At 37.1% G+C, this 19673-nt stretch carries 21 protein-coding genes, 1 tRNA gene and 1 riboswitch; of the genes, 14 read left to right on the top strand and 8 right to left on the bottom strand.

All coding sequences use genetic code 11. The features are described from left to right. Window positions 1-67: 67 nt before the first annotated feature. Window positions 68-220, top strand: a complete 153-nt coding sequence (locus MF646_RS00860) for a hypothetical protein (RefSeq protein ID WP_250094592.1) — start codon at window positions 68-70, stop codon at window positions 218-220. Between the two features lie 266 nt (window positions 221-486). Here the strand turns inward: MF646_RS00860 and MF646_RS00855 are convergent, their stop codons facing one another. Continuing rightward, window positions 487-2076 (bottom strand): Na/Pi cotransporter family protein, encoded by a 1590-nt coding sequence (locus MF646_RS00855; protein ID WP_250094591.1) that lies wholly within the window; start codon window positions 2074-2076, stop codon window positions 487-489. Window positions 2077-2912: 836 nt separating this feature from the next. Here MF646_RS00855 and MF646_RS00850 point away from each other — a divergent pair. Further along, window positions 2913-3155, top strand: a complete 243-nt coding sequence (locus MF646_RS00850; protein WP_250094590.1) for a hypothetical protein — start codon at window positions 2913-2915, stop codon at window positions 3153-3155. A 198-nt stretch (window positions 3156-3353) separates the two neighbouring features. Further along, on the top strand, window positions 3354-4379 hold the full coding sequence (locus tag MF646_RS00845) for a LacI family DNA-binding transcriptional regulator (RefSeq protein ID WP_250094589.1): 1026 nt from the start codon (window positions 3354-3356) through the stop codon (window positions 4377-4379). A 110-nt stretch (window positions 4380-4489) separates the two neighbouring features. On the opposite strand, the gene MF646_RS00840 is transcribed toward MF646_RS00845, so the two are convergent. After that, window positions 4490-4702 carry an ATP-binding cassette domain-containing protein gene (locus MF646_RS00840; RefSeq protein WP_250094588.1) on the bottom strand — a complete coding sequence of 71 codons (213 nt, stop codon included), beginning with the start codon at window positions 4700-4702 and terminating at the stop codon, window positions 4490-4492. Window positions 4703-4857: 155 nt separating this feature from the next. Here MF646_RS00840 and MF646_RS00835 point away from each other — a divergent pair, with 155 nt between their 5' ends. The 5 genes from MF646_RS00835 (at window position 4858) to MF646_RS00815 (ending at window position 9271) form a co-directional block, all read left to right on the top strand. After that, window positions 4858-5268 (top strand): hypothetical protein, encoded by a 411-nt coding sequence (locus MF646_RS00835; protein ID WP_250094587.1) that lies wholly within the window; start codon window positions 4858-4860, stop codon window positions 5266-5268. 197 nt (window positions 5269-5465) lie between these two features. After that, window positions 5466-6197 (top strand): hypothetical protein, encoded by a 732-nt coding sequence (locus MF646_RS00830; RefSeq protein ID WP_250094586.1) that lies wholly within the window; start codon window positions 5466-5468, stop codon window positions 6195-6197. Window positions 6198-6451: 254 nt separating this feature from the next. After that, window positions 6452-6565: riboswitch (SAM riboswitch) on the top strand. A gap of 140 nt (window positions 6566-6705) precedes the next feature. After that, window positions 6706-7731 carry a methionine ABC transporter ATP-binding protein gene (locus MF646_RS00825; RefSeq protein WP_250094585.1) on the top strand — a complete coding sequence of 342 codons (1026 nt, stop codon included), beginning with the start codon at window positions 6706-6708 and terminating at the stop codon, window positions 7729-7731. Next, the gene (locus MF646_RS00820) at window positions 7724-8392 is read left to right on the top strand and encodes a methionine ABC transporter permease (RefSeq protein ID WP_250094584.1); all 669 of its coding nucleotides are present in this window, start codon (window positions 7724-7726) and stop codon (window positions 8390-8392) included. The genes MF646_RS00825 and MF646_RS00820 overlap by 8 nt, the downstream gene beginning before the upstream one ends. Before the next feature lie 18 nt (window positions 8393-8410). Further along, window positions 8411-9271 carry a MetQ/NlpA family ABC transporter substrate-binding protein gene (locus MF646_RS00815; RefSeq protein ID WP_250094583.1) on the top strand — a complete coding sequence of 287 codons (861 nt, stop codon included), beginning with the start codon at window positions 8411-8413 and terminating at the stop codon, window positions 9269-9271. Between the two features lie 73 nt (window positions 9272-9344). Here the strand turns inward: MF646_RS00815 and MF646_RS00810 are convergent. Then, window positions 9345-9419, bottom strand: a tRNA-Gln gene (locus tag MF646_RS00810). Between the two features lie 632 nt (window positions 9420-10051). Here MF646_RS00810 and MF646_RS00805 point away from each other — a divergent pair. After that, on the top strand, window positions 10052-10696 hold the full coding sequence (locus MF646_RS00805; protein ID WP_250094582.1) for a phosphatase PAP2 family protein: 645 nt from the start codon (window positions 10052-10054) through the stop codon (window positions 10694-10696). A 204-nt stretch (window positions 10697-10900) separates the two neighbouring features. Here the strand turns inward: MF646_RS00805 and MF646_RS00800 are convergent, their stop codons facing one another. The 4 genes from MF646_RS00800 to MF646_RS00785 form a co-directional block, all read right to left on the bottom strand. Next, on the bottom strand, window positions 10901-11548 hold the full coding sequence (locus MF646_RS00800) for a ThuA domain-containing protein (RefSeq protein ID WP_250094581.1): 648 nt from the start codon (window positions 11546-11548) through the stop codon (window positions 10901-10903). A gap of 12 nt (window positions 11549-11560) precedes the next feature. Further along, window positions 11561-12274 carry an SDR family oxidoreductase gene (locus tag MF646_RS00795; RefSeq protein ID WP_250094580.1) on the bottom strand — a complete coding sequence of 238 codons (714 nt, stop codon included), beginning with the start codon at window positions 12272-12274 and terminating at the stop codon, window positions 11561-11563. A gap of 351 nt (window positions 12275-12625) precedes the next feature. Continuing rightward, window positions 12626-13753: a carboxynorspermidine decarboxylase gene (gene nspC, locus MF646_RS00790; RefSeq protein WP_250094579.1), complete on the bottom strand. Its 1128-nt coding sequence runs from the start codon at window positions 13751-13753 to the stop codon at window positions 12626-12628. A gap of 1 nt (window position 13754) precedes the next feature. Next, window positions 13755-14987, bottom strand: a complete 1233-nt coding sequence (locus MF646_RS00785) for a saccharopine dehydrogenase family protein (RefSeq protein WP_250094578.1) — start codon at window positions 14985-14987, stop codon at window positions 13755-13757. A gap of 795 nt (window positions 14988-15782) precedes the next feature. Here MF646_RS00785 and MF646_RS00780 point away from each other — a divergent pair. After that, complete coding sequence (locus MF646_RS00780; RefSeq protein ID WP_250094577.1) at window positions 15783-15941, top strand: hypothetical protein; 159 nt, start codon at window positions 15783-15785, stop codon at window positions 15939-15941. 157 nt (window positions 15942-16098) lie between these two features. Next, the gene (locus MF646_RS00775; protein WP_250094576.1) at window positions 16099-16812 is read left to right on the top strand and encodes a 5-formyltetrahydrofolate cyclo-ligase; all 714 of its coding nucleotides are present in this window, start codon (window positions 16099-16101) and stop codon (window positions 16810-16812) included. A 94-nt stretch (window positions 16813-16906) separates the two neighbouring features. On the opposite strand, the gene MF646_RS00770 is transcribed toward MF646_RS00775, so the two are convergent. After that, a complete protein-coding gene (locus MF646_RS00770; RefSeq protein ID WP_250094575.1) occupies window positions 16907-17752 on the bottom strand; it encodes an AraC family transcriptional regulator in 846 nt (281 codons plus the stop codon). Between the two features lie 211 nt (window positions 17753-17963). On the opposite strand from MF646_RS00770, the gene MF646_RS00765 reads away from it, so the two are divergent. From MF646_RS00765 to MF646_RS00755, 3 genes are all read left to right on the top strand, one after another. Then, entirely contained in the window at window positions 17964-18398 is a 435-nt protein-coding gene (locus MF646_RS00765) for a DUF4181 domain-containing protein (protein ID WP_250094574.1), read from the top strand. A 97-nt stretch (window positions 18399-18495) separates the two neighbouring features. After that, the gene (locus MF646_RS00760; protein ID WP_250094573.1) at window positions 18496-18681 is read left to right on the top strand and encodes a hypothetical protein; all 186 of its coding nucleotides are present in this window, start codon (window positions 18496-18498) and stop codon (window positions 18679-18681) included. A gap of 147 nt (window positions 18682-18828) precedes the next feature. Next, window positions 18829-19614 (top strand): class I SAM-dependent methyltransferase, encoded by a 786-nt coding sequence (locus MF646_RS00755; protein WP_250094572.1) that lies wholly within the window; start codon window positions 18829-18831, stop codon window positions 19612-19614. Window positions 19615-19673 lie beyond the last annotated feature (59 nt).

Below are 19673 nucleotides of genomic sequence, written 5' to 3'. Positions count from 1 at the left end.
TAACCATGCATAACTACAACAAATATGAAAAAACTATGTAAGAACAACTTAAAAAGGGGGTATCGTATTGGCAACTGGAAAAAGCTTTAATCATAAGAGAAAAAGTCATCCCGGTGCATTTCCAAAAGGTAGTGAAATGAAGAAGCCGAAAAATAATATTGAAGAAGATGGATACTTGGTTACAAAAGAGGCATTTAGAAATCGAGTTACTGAGGAGTAAAAAAAGTGTCTGTCCCTAATCGAGTCGAAGGGACAGACACTTTATGTTATATATTAGTGGTAGCTATTTCGTCCATTTGCACTGCTACTTGTTTTATGCTTAGGTCTGCTTCCTTTTTTCTGTTTCGTACCACCGCTTTTATTACTATTTTTCGTCATAATCAAACCTCCCCTGGTCATTTTAATGAAATACGTGTTGCCTTATTATTTTTAACATATAGATGACAGTCATGAGCAACAATTTTTGGAAGGGAGATAATTAGTCGATTACTTATTTTTTCGCTTCATCAACTTTATCTCTTCTTGGCTTTTTAAATGATGTACGGCTCTCCATAAATGATAAGCGAGACGATCTATCCAATGAATCGTTTGTACAATTTTTATTACCGATTGAATGTTTGTTTGATCGGTGACGGTAGATTCGAATAGCTTCTGACGGTCCTGTTTTCGCAGCTCTGCAATTGCAAAAGAGTGATGCTCTGTTACTTCTACTAAATGATCCCAATTGTTTTTTTCGATATTATCAATGGTTTCTTCAAAAATATCTGCTAGTTGTCCTACTAATTCATTTACCCTCTGATCAGTTTTTACAGCATCCATATAATCCTCTGATTCCTTTAAAGCTCTGATCAGTCTTTCTCCGTGATCTAAACTATGAATCATTCCGACATGTTCTTCGTATTGCTGATGAGTATTAGGGTTGGCAATCGCCGTTAAAAACTCTTGCACCTCTTGTAATCCTTTTTCTTCCTTACTAAAGTCTACAGCGTTTTTCTTGAGTAGTAAGTTTTGGGCTTTTACAGAAATAGACGATAGAATTTGAATCATTGCTCTTTTAGATGCCTCTATTCCAATGGGTCCAACAGATGCAACAGTTGGATCTAAAAACTGATGATAATTCTCATCTTGATCTGGAACAATTCGTTTGATCAATATCTTAAACCAAGGAAGAATGCTTAAAACTACGACGACACCAATCATATTAAATAATGTATGAAAAATAGCTAATGCGACTGCTAGATCCGTAATATGCAATCCTTCTGTAATTAGAGAGACGATTTGTAACAACCAATGGAGAAAAAGCAAGGCAACAACCCCTGTTATTAAATTAAACAAAATATGAGCCGTTGCCGTTCGTTTAGCGGCGATTGTTCCACCCATTGCGGCTAAAAAGGCCTTTACAGTTGTCCCAACATTTTGTCCAATAACCAAAATGGCCGCTTGGTGAAAATCGATCGCCCCAGTATGCAACGCTGTAAGAGTCGTTACCACTGCAGCGCTAGAGGATTGCAATACGACCGTCAAAATGATTCCAACAATAACTAAAACAATCGTCCACCACCACTGGACTCCACCAAAATTATGAAAATCTATAAAAGCAGGTAAGTTACCCATCCCATTTTGCAGGACATCAATACCTAGAAACAATAAGCCAAACCCAGCTAATGCTATACCGTGAGCTTCAAACTTATTTTTAAATAAAAACTTCAATAATACCCCAATGCCTATCAAGGGCAAAGTTAGTACAGACATCTTAATTTGAAACCCAATAGCAGAAACAATCCATCCCGTACTAGTGCTCCCCACATTAGCTCCAATAATGACACCTATCGACTGACTAAAGGTTAACAAACCGGCACTTACAAATCCAATCGTCATAAAGGTCGTAGCACTTGAGGACTGAATTAAAGCTGTAATAAATGCTCCTGATAAAACGGAAGAAAAGGTCCCTCCCGTAAATTTTCTCAGTAAATCTTTTAATGCGTTTCCTGCTAGTGCCTTTAAGCCCTCGGTCATTAAATGCATTCCGAGTAGAAAAAGCCCAACCCCGCCAAGTATCATGCCTAACATCTCCATAGGACCGCCCCCTCACCCCTCTTTCCTTAATTTTATCGTTGATGTTGAATAGTTTACAATGATGATAGCGGGGAAAATACAATAGCTTGAAGATAATTCAAAGAATCTTCACACATTTCAATTTAATCATTATGGTATAATTACATTAGAAAGAGATAACAAGAAATACAACAGTTAACACACTAGGAGGCTCAACCATCTACGTTGGTTCCGTTAAGAAGAATTATTAACGAAAGACCAAACAAGCTAACAGTTGTTAGAGGGATGGGGCAAGAATCCAATCTAACCACGATTAGTACGGGAAACAAATCCATGGATGAATGAGCAAGCGATCTTAGATGTGAAGCAATTAAGTGTATCGTGCTGTATGGATGAAATTTTTGAGTAAGTGAGAGTAAATAACTGAAAGGAATTTCTATGAACCTACGGAACGAACAAACATCACAGTTCCATCTCAGAAGCATTGATTTCTATAAGACAAGTATGAGTGATGTTAGACAGGTTGGGTCTCCTAAGGTGTTAACGGTATGAAAATCTAGCTGATGATAGCTAGGTTTTTTTGTGTTTTCTTTAAATTGATACTAATGAAACCTGAGTGATATTGAATTAGTAACGACAGTTGACCTAGGGAGTGACACAGGGGAAGTGTAATTATAGAATAGTAATGGGGAAACATGCAAAATGAGCTATTGAATTAGAGTGCGAATGTCTCGAGGCACAAATGGGGGAAGATACGAAGATAACTCTTATCTCTACCTATGTCTGTTGGGACATTAAAAAATGTCCTAGTTGATAAAGGGATTATAAATTATTAGAAAGCAATTGGAGGATTCATTATGGAACAACAGCACGTACTAAGAGTAATTGACTTTAGAAATACTGAACATAAAACAACGTTTGTGAAATTATCTGGATACGATTACGTTTGTGGAAAAGAATTTGAAGGAGAGGTTAAATTTGTTGGCGGCAGGCCATATGGCGATATCATTCACTCTGAAAGGTCTACTTTATCTCCTGAATGCATTCAATTTGTTCAAGAGCTACTGTTAGATAAGTACAACGCCGGGGAGTTTCATTGATTGTACATAAATAAAAGGGTTGTTGATAGCATTAGTAAGCGCCTTGAAATCGTTTTCACGTAAGTATATAATTAAAGTAGGAGTATTATGTCTAAACTAAAAAATAATGATTCTGTAACATAACGAAAGTAGAAGAAATGCTGGTAACGCTATGACTCTTATTGAATAGGGATATCAGACATGGAAAGGTAAATTATTATGCAACCAACTATCTATGATGTTGCGAAGAAGGCAGGAGTATCTATTGCAACTGTATCAAAAGTGATTAATAATAATGGACGAATTGGTAAAGAAACAAGAAAAAAAGTTTTGAAGATTATGGAGGAATTAAACTATCAACCTAGCGTTCTCGCTTCTGCTCTGACAGGGAAGAGGACGGAAACAATAGGGGTATTAATTCCGGATTTAACTAATCCTTTTTTCGCAGAAATTACAGCTAGTATGGAAGAACGTGCTCATGAACGTGGCTTTAGTGTAGTCATATGCAGTACAAAAGATAGTGAAGAGAAAGAAGCGAAATACATTTCCTTACTATTGAGAAAAAAAGTGGATGGCTGTATACTAGCATCCCGTTTTAAGCAAGTTGGTTTAATTGAAAATATGGTGAAGCAAGGGATCCCAGTTGCATTAACTAGTCAGGATATCCCTGCTCTTAATTTAAATACCGTTTCTGTTGATGATTACAAAGGTGGTTATAAAGCTACTGCTTATCTTGGTTCTCTTGGCCATAAAAAAATAGCAATGATTGCTGAAAAAAATGTTCGAAGCAGTCACGAGAGAATAAAAGGGTATGTTGATGCAATGATTGAAATGGACTTACCTTTTGATGACACACTCATCCGAGAAGTAGAACCAACAGTGACAGGAGGAGAACAGGCAACCGAAGAATTATTGTCTTTGAAAGAACCTCCTACGGCCATTTTTGCAGGAAATGAGATTTTAGCAATAGGAGTATCACGTGCGGCAAGATCATTCCAGCTAGATATCCCAAACGATTTCTCTGTCATTGGATTTGATAATACATTACTAGCAACGATTTGCGATCCGCCATTAACAACCATTGCTCAACCAATTGAACAAATAGGTAAGCAGATTGTTGATATATTGATTAGTGAAATTAATGGGGAATTAGGAAACAAGCAACGCATTATGCTTCCGCCAGAGTTAGTGATCCGTAAATCCACAAAGGAATTGTCCATAGGTAAGCGTTTGGATGAAGGGTGAATGACGATTTAGGAGAGGGGGTGTCTTAAAAGGTCCGTTTTTGACCTTTTGAGATACCCCCATTTTGTTCGTATACAAATACTTACCTCGTTGCTACAATTGATTTTCTTTTAGTTCAACTCACCAAAGTGTATTTCTCCATGATCCGGTGTAACCAACCCTTCAATCATTTCAAGAGTGGTTGTTTTTCCTGCTCCATTTGGACCAATGATCGTAAATACTTCTCCAGCTTTTACTGAAAAGTTGATGTCCTGCACAGCATGAATGGTTCCAAATGATTTTTTTACACTGTTAATACAGCCATTTACTCTCCTCACTTTCATGGAAATTTCAGCATGTAATAATACGAAATAATTTGCAGAATAGTTTCACGATATCTGAACCATTTATATTTTATTAACTTAAATTGGGAATTAGTGTTAAAATTTAAAACAAAGTAGTAGATTTGAATAGGGTAGTGTGAGATAAGTGAAGGGGGATGGTCACAATCGATTTTTCTATATTTGTTTTATTTGCTGTGGTTGGTGGGTTTTTGTTAATTGGTATGACAAAACAAGAAAAGAAATGGTTTGGTGGAATTGGGGGAATAATGGCCGTCATTTTTATTGTTGTTAGTCAAATAATTAAACTCCAATCGGGGTTCTTTGTAGAACGAAGTGTAGAAACTTCAGAACCTGTCGGGCAATGGGTCGTACCTTGTTTTATTGTTCTAGCACTCTATTTACTTGGTATGATTAATTACCGCTGGATCAATGCTGCGTTAAAGAAACAGTCTTGGCAAAAATGGGGATTAATTAGTTTGGATATATTATTCAGTCTTATTTATTTATGTTTCGGAGCATTTGCACTTTTTGTCGTTACTTTCACATACTTTCCGTTTGCACCATAACAGAAAGGTAAGGGCGAACAGTTCTAGCACTGTTCGCTTTACTTGTGGTTGGACAGCTGTAATAGACTTTGAATTGGTTGTGAATGAGTAGTGCTTATATGGATGGGACAAAGGTTTTATGTTTACCCCAACTTAAGGAGATTAATGTTAAGATAGAAAATAACACAATTGAGCAGAAAAGTTGAGGTTTTTAAACTATGAAACACTTATTATTTGTAGTTACGTTGCTCTTTCTTTTTGTTGGCTGTAGTGAAACAGAGAAGGCGCTAGAAAAAGAACCAGATTTTCAAGGGATGATTCACTATGAAGATGAACTAAATTCATTATTCTTTGTGTATGTTGATGATGATTTAACTCCTAGAGAAAAACAGGACTTTTATATTCCAGACTATATATATGGTTATTGGGTTGAATTAACGAATAGCACTATACTTTTAAATGATGAAGGAGAAGAGATCACCATCGGTGAAGCAGAATCAGGCAATGTGAGGGTTTGGGTTGAAGGGAACTTTAAAGAAACAAGAACGGCAATTAATAGTGATAGGAAAACGTTCTTTGAAATGATGAAAGAACAAAAGGGGTTTCCATATTATAAAGCGGAACAAGTTACTTTTTTCACAGTTGAATTGACGAGAGATGATGTGATTGCCAATTTAAAGTCGTATGATAATGGTAAGTATACAGTTCATGGTTATTTTGAAAGTTCAAGAACATATGAAGAGAATATTGATCATGTTCACAAGTTGATGGCTTTAATGGATGACTTAGAAGAAATTGAAACCGGTAGTGTGAACATAGGTGGTTCTAACCTACCAAGTGGTGCGAAAGAATTAGGCATAGAAGAATATCCTTTCTATATTATTTTTGACACTGAAGAGATTGTATTGGAAACTAGTAGTATAGAAGAGGTTTATAAATTCTTTGATTAACTCTCTTAATGCGCGGTGCACGATCATCGGTCTAACTGAGACGAGTGATCGTGCTTTTTTGTTCTTTTCTGTACATGGCGAGTTAATGCGGAGTTATGGCGAGTAAAAAAGTAAAAGGGAGTACCGCTACTTTATTTTCCGATAAATCTGAATAAAAAAACTATATCGATGTAATATTATTTGTTGACAATCATTTTTTGATTGTGCTATCATTCTCTCATTGCTAATATAAACAAATAACTGAATGTCATAGACTCTTATCCAGAGTGGCGGAGGGACTGGCCCGACGATGCCCGGCAACCGTTGGATCGAATGCGATCTAAGAAGGTGCTAAATCCTGCAAAGTGTAATGCTTTGAAAGATGAGAGAAAGGGATGTAAAAAAACCTTTCTGCTCATTATGCAGAAAGGTTTTTTTACATCTATGTGGCAATAATAAATCAGAATAATGTTGTGATAAATTTGAGTATTCTTATAGGAATTGCTTCTATAGGGGAAAGGAGAAGCGGATGATTTCATTAACAGAAATTCGAAAAATATTTCAAACAAAAAATGGTCCAGTTACAGCAGTTGATGGGATTAACCTTACCATCAATGAAGGTGAAATCTATGGTGTTATTGGATATAGCGGTGCGGGAAAAAGTACATTAATTCGAATGCTAAACATGCTTGAGAGACCAAGCGAGGGTGATGTTGTAGTTGCTGGTAGAAATCTTTCAAAACTAAAACCAACAGAGCTTCGAAAAGCTAGACAAGAAATTGGGATGATTTTTCAGCACTTTAATCTGCTTTGGTCACGAACTGTACGGGATAACATTGCGTTTCCACTGGAAATTGCCGGTGTGAAGAAGACCGAGCGAATGAAGCGAGTGGATGAATTAATTAAGCTCGTTGGCTTAGAGGGCCGTGAAGAAAGTTATCCATCCCAATTGAGTGGGGGACAAAAGCAGCGTGTCGGTATTGCACGTGCATTGGCCAATAACCCGAAAGTTCTTCTTTGTGATGAAGCAACGTCGGCATTAGATCCAAAAACGACGGATTCAATTTTGGACTTGCTTGTAGATATTAACGAGCGTTTAGGATTGACCATTATATTAATTACGCACGAAATGCATGTCATTCGAAAGATTTGTCATCAAGTTGCGGTAATGGAAGCTGGAAAGATTGTTGAGCAAGGGCCTGTACGAGAAGTGTTCCGTAAACCAAAAGAGAAGATGACAAAGGAATTCGTTAAGCAAATTACAGAGACTGATGAAACAGTCGAAGCAGTTGATCATATGCTTGCTGATTATCCAGACGGCCAGCTGGTACAGTTGACTTTTGTCGGGGAAGAAGCAGAACGTCCATTGATCACCCAGTTGATCAGACACTTTGATGTCGAGGTCAACATTATCCAAGGAAAACTAACAAAAATCCAAGAGGGTTCGTACGGAACATTATTTGTGGCCTTAACGGGCGACAAAGAAGAAATCGGCAAAGCTATTGCCTTTATCCGCGAAAAAGAAGTGGAAGTGGAGGTGATCGCCCATGCTTGATCAATGGTTTGGAAGGGTAAGGTGGGATCGGTTATGGGACGCCACACTCGAGACTCTTTATATGACGGGAATTTCCGTCGCGGCGACATTTATCATTGGGTTAATCTTAGGCCTCGTATTGTATTTAACGAGTAAAGGAAACCTTTGGGAAAACAAGTGGATTAATACGATTTTTAGTTTGATTGTAAATGTGTTTCGCTCGATTCCGTTCATTATCTTAATTGTTTTATTAATCCCATTTACACGTATGCTCGTTGGTTCGATGCTTGGAGCCAATGCAGCCTTACCAGCCTTAATCATTGGAGCAGCTCCGTTTTATGCTCGGATGGTCGAGATGGCACTAAGGGAAATTGACAAAGGTGTGATAGAAGCCTCTCAAGCAATGGGCGCAACTAAATGGGATATCATTCGAAAAGTCCTTATTCCTGAGTCGCTGCCTGCACTCATTTCTGGTATTACCGTCACGGCCATTTCATTAGTTAGCTTCACGGCTATGGCTGGTGTAATTGGAGCAGGTGGACTTGGACATTTTGCCTATCTTGAGGGTTTTCAACGTAACAATAGTCAAATTACATTAGTTGCAACAGTGGTCATTTTAATCATTGTCTTTCTTATTCAGTGGATCGGTGACTACTTTACAAATAAAACAGATAAACGATAACAAGGGGGATTTTTAATTATGAAAAAGTTTTTACGCTTACTTGGTGTAGCGGCATTATCCGCATCTTTAGTAGCTTGCGGTGCTGCAGAAGAAGAAACAACAGAAAATGCAGCTGGTGAAGAGGGAGAACAAGCTGAAACATCAACGCTAGTAGTCGGGGCATCTGCTGTGCCACATACAGAAGTACTTGAATATGTTCAACCACTTTTAGCTGAAGAAGGCATTGAGCTTGAGATTGTAACATTCCAAGATTATATCTTGCCAAACCAAGCATTACGTGATGGCGATATTGACGCTAACTATTTCCAAACACCTGGTTACTTAGCGATGCAATTAGATGAAAATCCTGATTTTGATTTTGTTAGCATTGGTGCCATCCATGCTGAGCCAATCGGTGTGTATTCTAAAGAATTTAGCAGCTTAGATGAGCTTCCAGAAGGCGCAACAATTATCATGAGTGATTCAATTAGTGACCATGGACGTATTCTTCCAATTTTTGAAGAAGCTGGCTTAATTGAGCTTGATATTGAAGAAGGTGCTTTAGCTACAGTTGAGGATATCGTATCTAATCCTAAAAACTTACAGTTTGATAAGTTGCAAGTAGAAGCAAGAATGCTAGCTCCTTCATTTGAAGCAGGAGAAGGAGAGGCAGTTGTTATTAACACAAACTATGCACTTGAAGGTGGAGTAGACATCGAGCAATACGGTATTGCGTTTGAAGGAGCAGATGTTCTTCAGCCAAACCTAGTTGTTGTTCGTTCAGAAGACGAAAATCGTGCTGAGATCTTAAAATTAGTTGAAATCCTTCAATCTGAAGAAGTTCAACAGTTCATTATCGACACGTATGATGGTGCGGTTATTCCTTTAACAGGTGAGTAATAGAATATGATTTAAAAAGCTGCTGAGTATTGATATGATACTCGGCAGCTTTTTTTCGGTTATGTAATAAATGTGGCTGGGCTAGCAGGATTCGAACCTACGCATGACGGAGTCAAAGTCCGTTGCCTTACCGCTTGGCTATAGCCCAACGAAGCGACAACCTTATAATATGTGTTTAGAGAGATATTATTCGTCTTTCTCAAAAAAAGATGAAGAAAATCATTTTGTGAGAGGATGAAGACTTAAACTTTGGAATAGGAGTTATGAAAAGTGCATCATGAGGAGGATGAAGCCCGAAACAACGTAGGAGGAGTTGGGAACAGTGCAACATGAGGAGGATGAAGCCCGAAACAGCGTAGGAGGAGTTGGGAAGAGTGCAACATGAGGAGGATGAAGCCCCGAACAGAGTAGGAGGAGTAGTGAAAAGTGCATCATGATCAGGATGAAGACCTAAACAGTGTAGGAGAAGTTGGGAAAAGTGCATCATGGGGAGGATGAAGACCCAAATTGCAGAATAACGAGGAAAAGACCTTCATCAGAGTTACGAAGATCCAATTTTTTTATTAAAGCCAGAAGAGGAATCTTTATGAAAGTTCAAGCAAAACGATTATCGGATTAATTTAAGAAAGTGGTGAAAAGGCCCCAATGCAGAAAGCTAAAGTGCTGGGCAGAAATACCTTAAATTCAAATAAATTGGTAGCCAACTTTACTTCAAGTGCATAAACCTAAAAAAGTATCTAACAATACATAGATACCTTTTCTTTTGGCAGGTGTTTATTATTGAATGTAAAGTTATTTTTAAAGCTTCTTTTTTTAGGTGTTGTACCATTAATCAGCTTTATTGTCCTTACATATTTTGTTATGACCGAAAAAACCCTTCGAATAGATGTAAAAGTCATAACCTATGTTCGTACACTTGAGCACCCTATTGTAACAAAAGGAATGAAAGCATTAAGCTTTGTTGGAAATACATGGCCTGTTATTATAATCTCCATCTTATTGCTCTTACTTATTTATAAGCTATATCGAAAACGAGATGAAGTCATTTTGTTCATTATTGTATCGCTCGGGTCAACTGGAATGAATCAACTATTTAAATATTCGTTTAAAAGAGAGCGACCTTTATTCGAGCAACTCGTAATGGAATCAGGTTATAGCTATCCAAGTGGACATTCTATGGCTGCCTTTACTTTGTATGGAATTGTTACGTTTTTATTTTGGAGGCATATTAAAAGCGCGCTTGGGCGAACATTGTTAGTCACCTTTTGTACAGTTATGATCCTTGCTATTGGGACAAGCAGGGTTTATCTCGGGGTGCATTTTCCAAGCGATGTGGTAGGAGCTTATTTATTAAGTGGGTTTTGGCTCTTTTTGACAATTTGGGTTTATCAATATATAAAAGAAAGACAACCAATCGAAAAATAAAGAGGGATTTTGTATAATCAGTGAATAAGGTTCTGTATGTTTAGAGGAGGACCAATTTATTAGTCAGGATATGTGGCTTAATTAAATTCTGAATCCTCCTAGAAAAAGAGCAAAGATGAATTTCATCCTTACTCTTTTCTTAGCTAAGTTTTTTAGTTAATTAAAAAGGAGAGAATTGGAAGAACCCAATTTCATCCTAATAACCTATTTTGATAACGTCCAAAGTATTTTTTCTACTAACAAATTCGAGACATTTTTGTTCAACATTCCTTCCTTTGTATGGGCTGGAGTAAAGCAGCAAACCCTCCCTTTTTCATAGGAATGCTTCCAACCTGCGATCGAATCGCCATCAACACCTGTGCTCCAAAGGTCGACTTCTGTGTTATCTACATCACAGTGGACAAAGTACTGCTCATCGGTAAGGAGGAATGTATTTTCTCCGCTTTTTTCATTTTCCTTCAACATGTATGTAACCTCTTGAAGTCCCGGTGGGTGATAGTCAAAAGATCCTCGTAACATTTGAATATATTTGCTTTCCCGTTTATATCCAGCCATCCCAGCATGCCAAGCTAGCACGCTGCCTCCTTCCTTAACATAGGTGGCAAGCTTTTGGTCCAATTCTTCTGTTAACCAAGTAATGACGTGTTCATCCTTAGGGTTTAGTTGATCCATTTTTGCATTGATCAATAAGTCTGGTTTCTCATCTAGAGCTTTGGAAACTTCCTCGTGAGTAATGTACTGAAGGTGAACGTCTTTTTTGTTTGGCATTCTGTCAATTGCAGATTCCAAACCAACTTTGGCATCATCTCCAGCATGCCAGTAATCGCCTACTAGTGCTATGATCCTAATCAATCTTATCTCTCCTTACCAGTTTAGTTTATTTCCTTGATAGTCAATGTACATGTGTTCATCGATCGCCGGGGATTTTAAAATTTGCTCCATAATCCCAGTCGCTGATTCGATCGCATCAATCGTTGCATCAGGATTAAAGTCACCAAAAATATACGTCTTCACATAACCTGGATGGAAAGCTAATACTTTGATTCCATATTCCTCTAATTGGTTTTGTAAGATCGTTAATTGCATATTTAATGCAGTTTTTGACATGCAATAGCCATACTCTTTCTTTCTCCAAGAATCTGCTAAACTCGCAGCTTCTGAAGAAATATTTGCGAGGATCTTACTATCACCTTTCATTAATAATGGAACGACAGATTTGGATACACGTAACGGCCCTAAGGCATTGGTGTTATAATGAGCCATCATATCGTCATAATTAAACTCTCCAAATAAATCCTCAGAGCGATCCTTATAAATAGCTGCATTGTTAATCAAAATATCTAATTGGCCGGCTTGCTCTTTAATATAGTCCGCAGCATGATCCACAGATTGCTGATCGGTAACATCTAATGTAATAATGTGTAAATCATCACCATGCTCCTTCTTTAATTCGTCAAGCTCAGCCCACTCCGTCATGTAGCGACCAGCAAAAACTTTGAAATTAGATTTCAAGAAAACCTTTGACAGAGCTAAACCTAATCCTCTATCTGCGCCTGTTATGAAAATTGTTTTTTTCATTGATTATGAATCCTCCTGTATTTTAAGTAAGTGCTTTCATCTATATAAAATTCTCCATTGGTTACGGTAATTCCTTGTGGTTTTTAAGAATAGGAAGTGGAGTAGAAGGTGACTTGACATATTTTCATGTAGCTATACGAGGTAATAAACAAAGCAGGGTGTCCGTTTTGTTACATATGTAGATAAAGAAAGTCGGCTCCCTTTCAAAAAACGTCTGTTTTCTTTCTATATCGATTTTTGTATTTAACATAACCAAAAGAAAAAGAACCAAATTCTCTTATAAGAATCTGGTTCTTTCAAATTTAATCTTTGAGAGGAGAGCGACCATTTTGAGATCGTGCTTCCAATTGATTACGCAAGTCTCACCTTAAAGTCCTCATAACCAAACTCACGTACAATACGGTAATCTCCATCTTTATCTTTCAGAGCTATCGCTGGTAATGGCATTCCGTTAAATGTTGTGTTTTTCACCATTGTGTAGATCGCCATATCTCCAAACACTAATCGATCTCCGCTTTTTAATGGCTCGTCAAATGAATATTCTCCAATGACATCACCAGCAAGACATGTTTGTCCACCTAGTCGATATGTAAATGACTTTTCGCCTTTTTCACCTGATCCTAGAAGAGGAGGGCGATAAGGCATTTCAAGTACATCTGGCATATGACATGTTGCAGACGTATCAAGGATGGCAATATCCATACCGTTTTGAAGGGTATCAAGAACCGTTGTAACTAGAAATCCGGCGTTTAGCGCAATTGCTTCTCCTGGCTCAAGATATACTTCTAAATCGTATTTCGTTTGCATTCTCTTAATACATTCTTCTAATAATGAAATGTCATAATCTTCTCTAGTAATGTGATGGCCGCCGCCGAAATTGATCCATTCCATTTGTGATAGCCAAGGGCCGAATTTTTCTTCGACTGCATTAAGTGTTGTTTCTAAGTCGTCAGAATTTTGTTCACAAAGGGTGTGGAAATGAAACCCAGATACACCATCAAGAAGCTCTGGACGGAAGTTCTCAATGGTAACACCAAAACGTGAACCGGGTGAGCATGGATCATAAATCGCATGCCCAACCTGAGTAGAGTGCTCAGGATTGATACGCAAGCCGACTTTTTTACCAGCTTGAAGTACTTTGTCCTTAAACTTTTCTATCTGCGAGAAAGAGTTAAAGATAATATGATCACAATAAGAAATGATTTCGTCAATCTCATCATCACGATAAGCTGGGGCAAAGACATGATTTTCTTTGCCCAACTCTTCATGACCAAGTCTTGCTTCATATAACCCGCTTGCTGCTGTCCCGCTCAAATACTTCCCAATAAGGGGGTACATCGTCGACATCGAGAAAGCCTTTTGTGCCAGGATGATTTTCGCACCTGTCCGCTCCATGACGCCGTTTAAAGTCTTTAGGTTCTTTTCCAAAAGATTTTCATCTACTACATAACAAGGTGTTGGTAATTCTTCAAACCGCATTTTAACGTACAGTCTCCGCTTCTTTGATCGGCTCATTATCCACAAGTTCTGGGTTTAAGCTTTCTTTCCAAGGTAAGCCCCACTTGTTTAATGCTTCCATGAATGGATCTGGATCGAATTCTTCAATGTTGTATACGCCTGCTTTGTTCCATTTTCCAGTCATAATCATCATAGCACCGATCATGGCAGGAACACCTGTTGTATAAGAGACTGCTTGTGAGCCTACTTCATTGAAGCATTCTTGGTGGTCACATACGTTGTATACGTAGTATGTTTTTTCTTTTCCATCTTTTTTCCCTTTGAAAATACAACCGATGTTTGTTTTTCCTTTTGTACGTGGGCCAAGAGTAGATGGATCAGGTAGTAGTGCTTTTAAGAATTGAAGTGGAACAATTTCTTTCCCTTCATATTCAATTGGCTCAATTGAAGTTAAACCAACATTTTCAAGACATTTTAAATGAGTTAAGTAGCTCTCGCCAAATGTCATGAAGAAGCGAATACGTTTAATGCCAGGGATATTGACAGCAAGAGATTCAAGCTCTTCATGATATAATAAGTACATATCTTTTTCCCCGATTTCTGGGAAGTTGTAGACACGTTTGATTTCCATTGGATTCGTTTCTACCCATTCGCCGTTTTCCCAGTAACGTCCGTTTGCAGAAACTTCACGGATGTTGATCTCAGGGTTAAAGTTCGTAGCAAAAGGATAGCCATGATCTCCTGCGTTACAGTCAAGAATATCGATGTATTCAATTTCATCAAAGTGATGCTTTAGTGCATGGGCAGAAAAGACACCTGTTACCCCAGGATCAAATCCGCTTCCTAAAAGAGCTGTGATTCCAGCTTTTTCAAAACGCTCGCGGTAATCCCACTGCCATTTGTATTCAAACTTTGCCGTATCTTCCGGCTCATAATTCGCTGTATCCAAGTAGTGTGTTTTTGTTGCAAGGCAAGCATCCATAATTGTTAAATCTTGATATGGCAACGCTAAGTTTATAACGATATCTGGCTTTACCTCTTCGATTAATGCGATTAATTCATCAACATTGTTTGCATCAACTTGTGCAGTCGTAATTTTCGTTTTCCCGCCATCGAGTTTCGCTTTTAAATCATCACATTTTGACTTTGTACGACTTGCAATACAAATTTCTTCAAATACCTCGCTGTTTTGAACACATTTGTGGATGGCTACAGATGCCACTCCACCACAACCAATAATAAGCGCTTTTCCCATTATCCTATCTCCTAACTAAATAAATTTTACAAATGGAAGAGAAGTCTTAACAAACTCATAGAATATCTATACCCAAAGATTTTATGGGTATAACCTATCAAGAAACGTTTGAACAACAAAAAGCAAGTGCCAAACGCATGATTGCGCACAACACTTGCTAAGATATTATTAGTCATAAATATTAAAAAGCATAGTAATTCCTGACAAACGTCATATGTATACGTCTGCTACCATAAAAGTCTAAGAACATTATGATAGAAAGCTCTTTAATATTTCAAATATCTTAATTGGATCAGAGTCTATATAGCAAATAATTACTTTTTAGCACTCTTATTGACCGTTTCACAAGTTGATGTGCAAAATGCACTGGTTGTAAAGTAACCAACTTATAAAATTTGAGCTTTTAACTCAATCAATAAGGCAACTAAGTTGCCAGTCGGCTTTGACCAGCTGTCCGTATGGCTTTAACTTACCGTTTGTAAGTGGTCAAAATTATCTGCTTGGAAAGACCTGATTTCAGTAAAATTTAGCTCTCCAAATAATGCTTCTCTAGCGTAGCAACATCTAATCAAAATATCAATAGGGATATTGAAAAAAAATAAAAAAATTCAACTAGGAATTTTATCCATTTTTAATGATGGAATCATTTCGATTATCTATAGAGAGGCGAATAAATCTAAAACAAAACAAAATACTTCTTGATATTAATTATTAATAAGTATTGATTTTAGATTTTGTTGGTGATAAACTAAGAAAAAAGTTGGCATTCATAAGAAGTAGCAAGGAGGAATAATCATGTATAAAGTAAATAATTCGATGGTAATTGAGAAAATGGACGAGCACTTTTGCCTTGTATCTGAATTAAAAGGGAAGAAAGTAGTAGAGATGTGCTTTGCTACAATTGAAGATGCACTGTCTTATTCATTTGAGCGTAAGTATTGCACAACTTGTTAATGGAACAAGTGATCATATATAGTAAAAGCTAGCCGTATAAATGTTTGACGGCTAGCTTTATTTTTAAAATCATCCTAATTCCAGCAATCGTGTTTCGTTTAAACTTCGTGGCTTGAGTTTTATTTTTATAAATTATACTTAATAGTAGGTGTATTTAATGGTAACTAAGCAAGAAATTCGTGAGTTGAAATGGGAATATTTAACAGGAAACAAATTAGGGAGGTTTCCCTTTCCATTACAAAACCGTATTCCGAATTTCAAAGGTGCAGAAAAGGCGGCGAATTTTGTAATAACTATGCCTGAATATGAAAAAGCAAAAGTAATTAAGGTTAACCCAGATGCTCCTCAACTTCCAAACAGAGCACAAATTTTAAAAGACGGAAAGGTCCTACTCGTGCCTACACCAAGGCTAAAAGCTGGCTTTATTATGATCAAGCCAGAATGGGTTCCTGCTGGTGAAGAAAGAAAGGCAGCTAGTCTTTCCCACATGAAATCATACGGAAGAGAAATTGTGCTTACTGAAGTTCCAAAAATAGATCTATTTTTCGTTGGCTCTGTCGCGCTACATAAAGACGGTAGAAGAATTGGTAAAGGTGAAGGATATGCAGATAGGGAATATGCCATTATGCGAGAACTTGGGAATCCGGATGTTCCAGTTATAGGAACTGTCCATAGTGCACAATTAACAGATATTGATATACCAAGGGATCCGTTTGATCTAACAGTTGACAGGATAGCAACTGAAAGTGAATTAATTAAAACTAACTCCCCTTATAGGAAGCCAGCAGGAATCCAGTGGGAGTTAGTAACTGAGAGTGAATTTGAAGAAATGCCTGTATTAAAAGAGATATGGGAGCTTACAAGAGGCTAACTTTCCTTTTTCTAAAGAAGGTGGGATTGTTTTGCCCTTTTAAACAATTACCAATAAAACAAGCCTAATTCCATTGGAACTAGGCTTAGCATTGTTACTTCTTAACCACTGGTATCCAAATTTCACTCTTCTCCTCTTTGCTTGCTAGTATTTCAGGAGCTTCTGCATGCTCATACCCAGAGGAAGGGAACCACTCTGAATATATTCGTCCCCACATATCTTGGACTCGGTCCCAATCTCCTTCTATCTCGAATACAGCCCATGAGAGAGCAGGAATGTGTAGTTCGGCAAAATGAAGGGGAGATTCCTTTGTAGTTGCAGCGGCAATATAATAATCCAGTTCGCCCTCGTTTGTTTGGTCATCTGAAAAATTTGCGCAAACATTAAGCAAACCATGTGGTTCGATATTGGAGATTTGTTCAATCTCATTGATTGTGTGTGCACTTATGGTTTCCCACATCTCATCAATCTCAGGGTTCGTTCCACCCGCAACTAATTTGATCCTGTTTTTTACTCCTACAATTTTAAATGCACCCATTTCTTCCAAACGATAATTCATTTCGGTTCCTCCCTTTATGGTTAATTGGAAGGTCATGCGGGGATAAGCTTTTAGTGAATGTCCATTCGCCCTAGCTTCTGATGGAGTGACTCCATGAAGGTTGTGAAATGCCCTTGCAAAGGAATCGGGTGAATGGTAGCCATATGTGATTGCCACATCAATCACTTTCATGTCCCGGTCTTTCAAATCAAATGCTGCAAGTGTAAGACGTCTTCGTCGAATGTATTCCGAAAGTGTCACGCCGGCAAGAAATGAAAACATTCGTTTGAAATGGTATTCAGAACATTGTGCTAACCTCGCCACTACTTCAAAGTTAATCTTCTCTTTCAAATGTGCTTCGATGTAGTCAATGGCTCTATTCAAGTTTTCTAGCGAATCCATACGGAAGACCTCCCTTTCACAAAAAGAGTAACAAAATATCCATCTAGCAACCCGATCTTTCGTGCACAAATATGTAGGGTTGTTATTTTAACATAATCTGATGTTGAAAAAGTGATATAAGTGAAACCTGCTTCTTCTAAAAGCGTATATATAAGATAAAAAAATAGGGTGGGAAGGCACCCAATGGCCATTTACTGAGAGGTGGGATGTTGTGTATTATGGCTTAGAACCGAATTTTTGGCTGAATTTAGTACTGTTATTAACGGTTGTTGTAGTATTGATCGTATCATTTGATGTAATTATGAGAAGGTGGTTAAAAGTAAAGAGAGAAAGTCTTTTTTTATATCATCACGTTAACAATAAACACAAAAAAATTGATTGGTCGATCAGAACTTTTGTTATTGTCATGATTATAATTGGGTACATCCTTAATATCCAAAGGGATTACATGGATCGTATGTGGTTTTTTGAAACATGGTTTATCATACTTATTTTTATATTTTTGTCAGGAACAACTCAAGCATATATGGAATGGAAATACGCAGAAAATAGAAATGCTTATCGATTAACTCTAAGTCAATTAGCGTTTGCAACGATATTATTCGTTTTGATATACAAGACGAATTTCTTCGGGCTTGTTGGATAACATGGTAATCCACTTACAGGAACGACTTAACACTTTGCAAGGGTTACTAATTAATATGGAAGTAAAGATTTTAATTGTTTCAAGGTGGTGCTTGAAAATGAATAGAAAAACAAAAGCGAAGATTGGGTTAATTGGATCACTGATTATTTGTCTCTTTGGGGTATATCGCTTACTAGTAGAATTTCCAACTGATGTTTCTCTAGTATTTGTTCCAATAGTATTTGCAGTTTCAGGGTTTATAGGTGTTATAACTATCCTTAAAACTTTTAAAAGAATTGAATGAGTCTATTCCATGTTGTTTTAAAGTAGCAGCATTAATAGCTTCTCTTCATCAATGTAGTGCAATCCTTGAATAAGTAGTGGATTGCACTTTCTTTAGTAAAGACTGGGTCTTTAGGATGCAAATTAATTTTCTTCAAGGAGGGTTTTAATGACTGATAAAACGACATTAGATAATTTTGAAGAATATAATGACCCTATTTTATATGATAAGGAGAATAATATATATCTAGAGGATATTACTTTTTTAGAAAAATGGGCATCAAGAACAGAAGGAATAATTATTGATTTAGCTTGTGGTACAGGTAGAGCAACTATACCTTTAGCAAGGAAAGGATACAAACTAATAGGTGTGGACCTTCATAAAGGTATGTTAAATGAAGCAAGAAAGAAAACGTCTAATCTAAATTTACAAATAGATTGGATAACACAAGACTGCTCTAAGTTAGATTTGAATGTAAAAAGTAAGTTCATCTATTCCGTAGGTAATTCGTTTCAACATTTCCTCACAAATGATGCTCAAGATGGGTTGTTAATGTCAGTTAACAGGCATCTAGAAACTAACGGGATATTTATTTTCGGTACAAGATTTCCAAGTAAGGAGGAATTATTTCAACAGAGTAAAGAGGAATATTGGAAGACTTATATAGATACGGAAACTCAAAATAACGTAGATGTTTATACGATTTGTAGCTATGACCCCTTAAATCAAGTGCAGCATAATACAACAATTAGAAAATTTAAAAATATGGATGAAGAGGTAATCAATGAAGTAAGGACCAGTATAAGCTTACGTTATGTATTTCCAAAAGAAATGGAACGGATTTTAACTGTTAATGGATTTGAAATAATCAATGTTTACGCAGATTGGAATGAAACTCCTTTAACAGAAGATAGTTATCAAATGATTTACGTTTGTAGGAAAATTACAAGATAGAAAAAGTATTTTCGTTCTTTGATGAAATGAGAGCGTTTGTGAAATAAGAGCAGTTGCCT

The organism is Halalkalibacter alkaliphilus, assembly GCF_023555415.1.
GTDB lineage: Bacteria > Bacillota > Bacilli > Bacillales > Bacillaceae_D > Halalkalibacter > Halalkalibacter alkaliphilus.
Note: the sequence above shows the minus strand (reverse complement) of the source record. Positions and strands in the feature narration are given on the sequence as shown.

Bases quoted from the DNA above. Each gene is read 5' to 3' on its own strand.
- MF646_RS00855 (WP_250094591.1), bottom strand. From the start codon at position 2,076: ATGGAGATGTTAGGCATGATACTTGGCGGGGTTGGGCTTTTTCTACTC.
- MF646_RS00850 (WP_250094590.1), top strand. From the start codon at position 2,913: ATGGAACAACAGCACGTACTAAGAGTAATTGACTTTAGAAATACTGAA.
- MF646_RS00845 (WP_250094589.1), top strand. From the start codon at position 3,354: ATGCAACCAACTATCTATGATGTTGCGAAGAAGGCAGGAGTATCTATT.
- MF646_RS00840 (WP_250094588.1), bottom strand. From the start codon at position 4,702: ATGAAAGTGAGGAGAGTAAATGGCTGTATTAACAGTGTAAAAAAATCA.
- MF646_RS00835 (WP_250094587.1), top strand. From the start codon at position 4,858: ATGGTCACAATCGATTTTTCTATATTTGTTTTATTTGCTGTGGTTGGT.
- MF646_RS00830 (WP_250094586.1), top strand. From the start codon at position 5,466: ATGAAACACTTATTATTTGTAGTTACGTTGCTCTTTCTTTTTGTTGGC.
- MF646_RS00825 (WP_250094585.1), top strand. From the start codon at position 6,706: ATGATTTCATTAACAGAAATTCGAAAAATATTTCAAACAAAAAATGGT.
- MF646_RS00820 (WP_250094584.1), top strand. From the start codon at position 7,724: ATGCTTGATCAATGGTTTGGAAGGGTAAGGTGGGATCGGTTATGGGAC.
- MF646_RS00815 (WP_250094583.1), top strand. From the start codon at position 8,411: ATGAAAAAGTTTTTACGCTTACTTGGTGTAGCGGCATTATCCGCATCT.
- MF646_RS00795 (WP_250094580.1), bottom strand. From the start codon at position 12,274: ATGAAAAAAACAATTTTCATAACAGGCGCAGATAGAGGATTAGGTTTA.
- nspC (WP_250094579.1), bottom strand. From the start codon at position 13,753: ATGCGGTTTGAAGAATTACCAACACCTTGTTATGTAGTAGATGAAAAT.
- MF646_RS00785 (WP_250094578.1), bottom strand. From the start codon at position 14,987: ATGGGAAAAGCGCTTATTATTGGTTGTGGTGGAGTGGCATCTGTAGCC.
- MF646_RS00780 (WP_250094577.1), top strand. From the start codon at position 15,783: ATGTATAAAGTAAATAATTCGATGGTAATTGAGAAAATGGACGAGCAC.
- MF646_RS00775 (WP_250094576.1), top strand. From the start codon at position 16,099: ATGGTAACTAAGCAAGAAATTCGTGAGTTGAAATGGGAATATTTAACA.
- MF646_RS00770 (WP_250094575.1), bottom strand. From the start codon at position 17,752: ATGGATTCGCTAGAAAACTTGAATAGAGCCATTGACTACATCGAAGCA.
- MF646_RS00760 (WP_250094573.1), top strand. From the start codon at position 18,496: ATGAATAGAAAAACAAAAGCGAAGATTGGGTTAATTGGATCACTGATT.
- MF646_RS00755 (WP_250094572.1), top strand. From the start codon at position 18,829: ATGACTGATAAAACGACATTAGATAATTTTGAAGAATATAATGACCCT.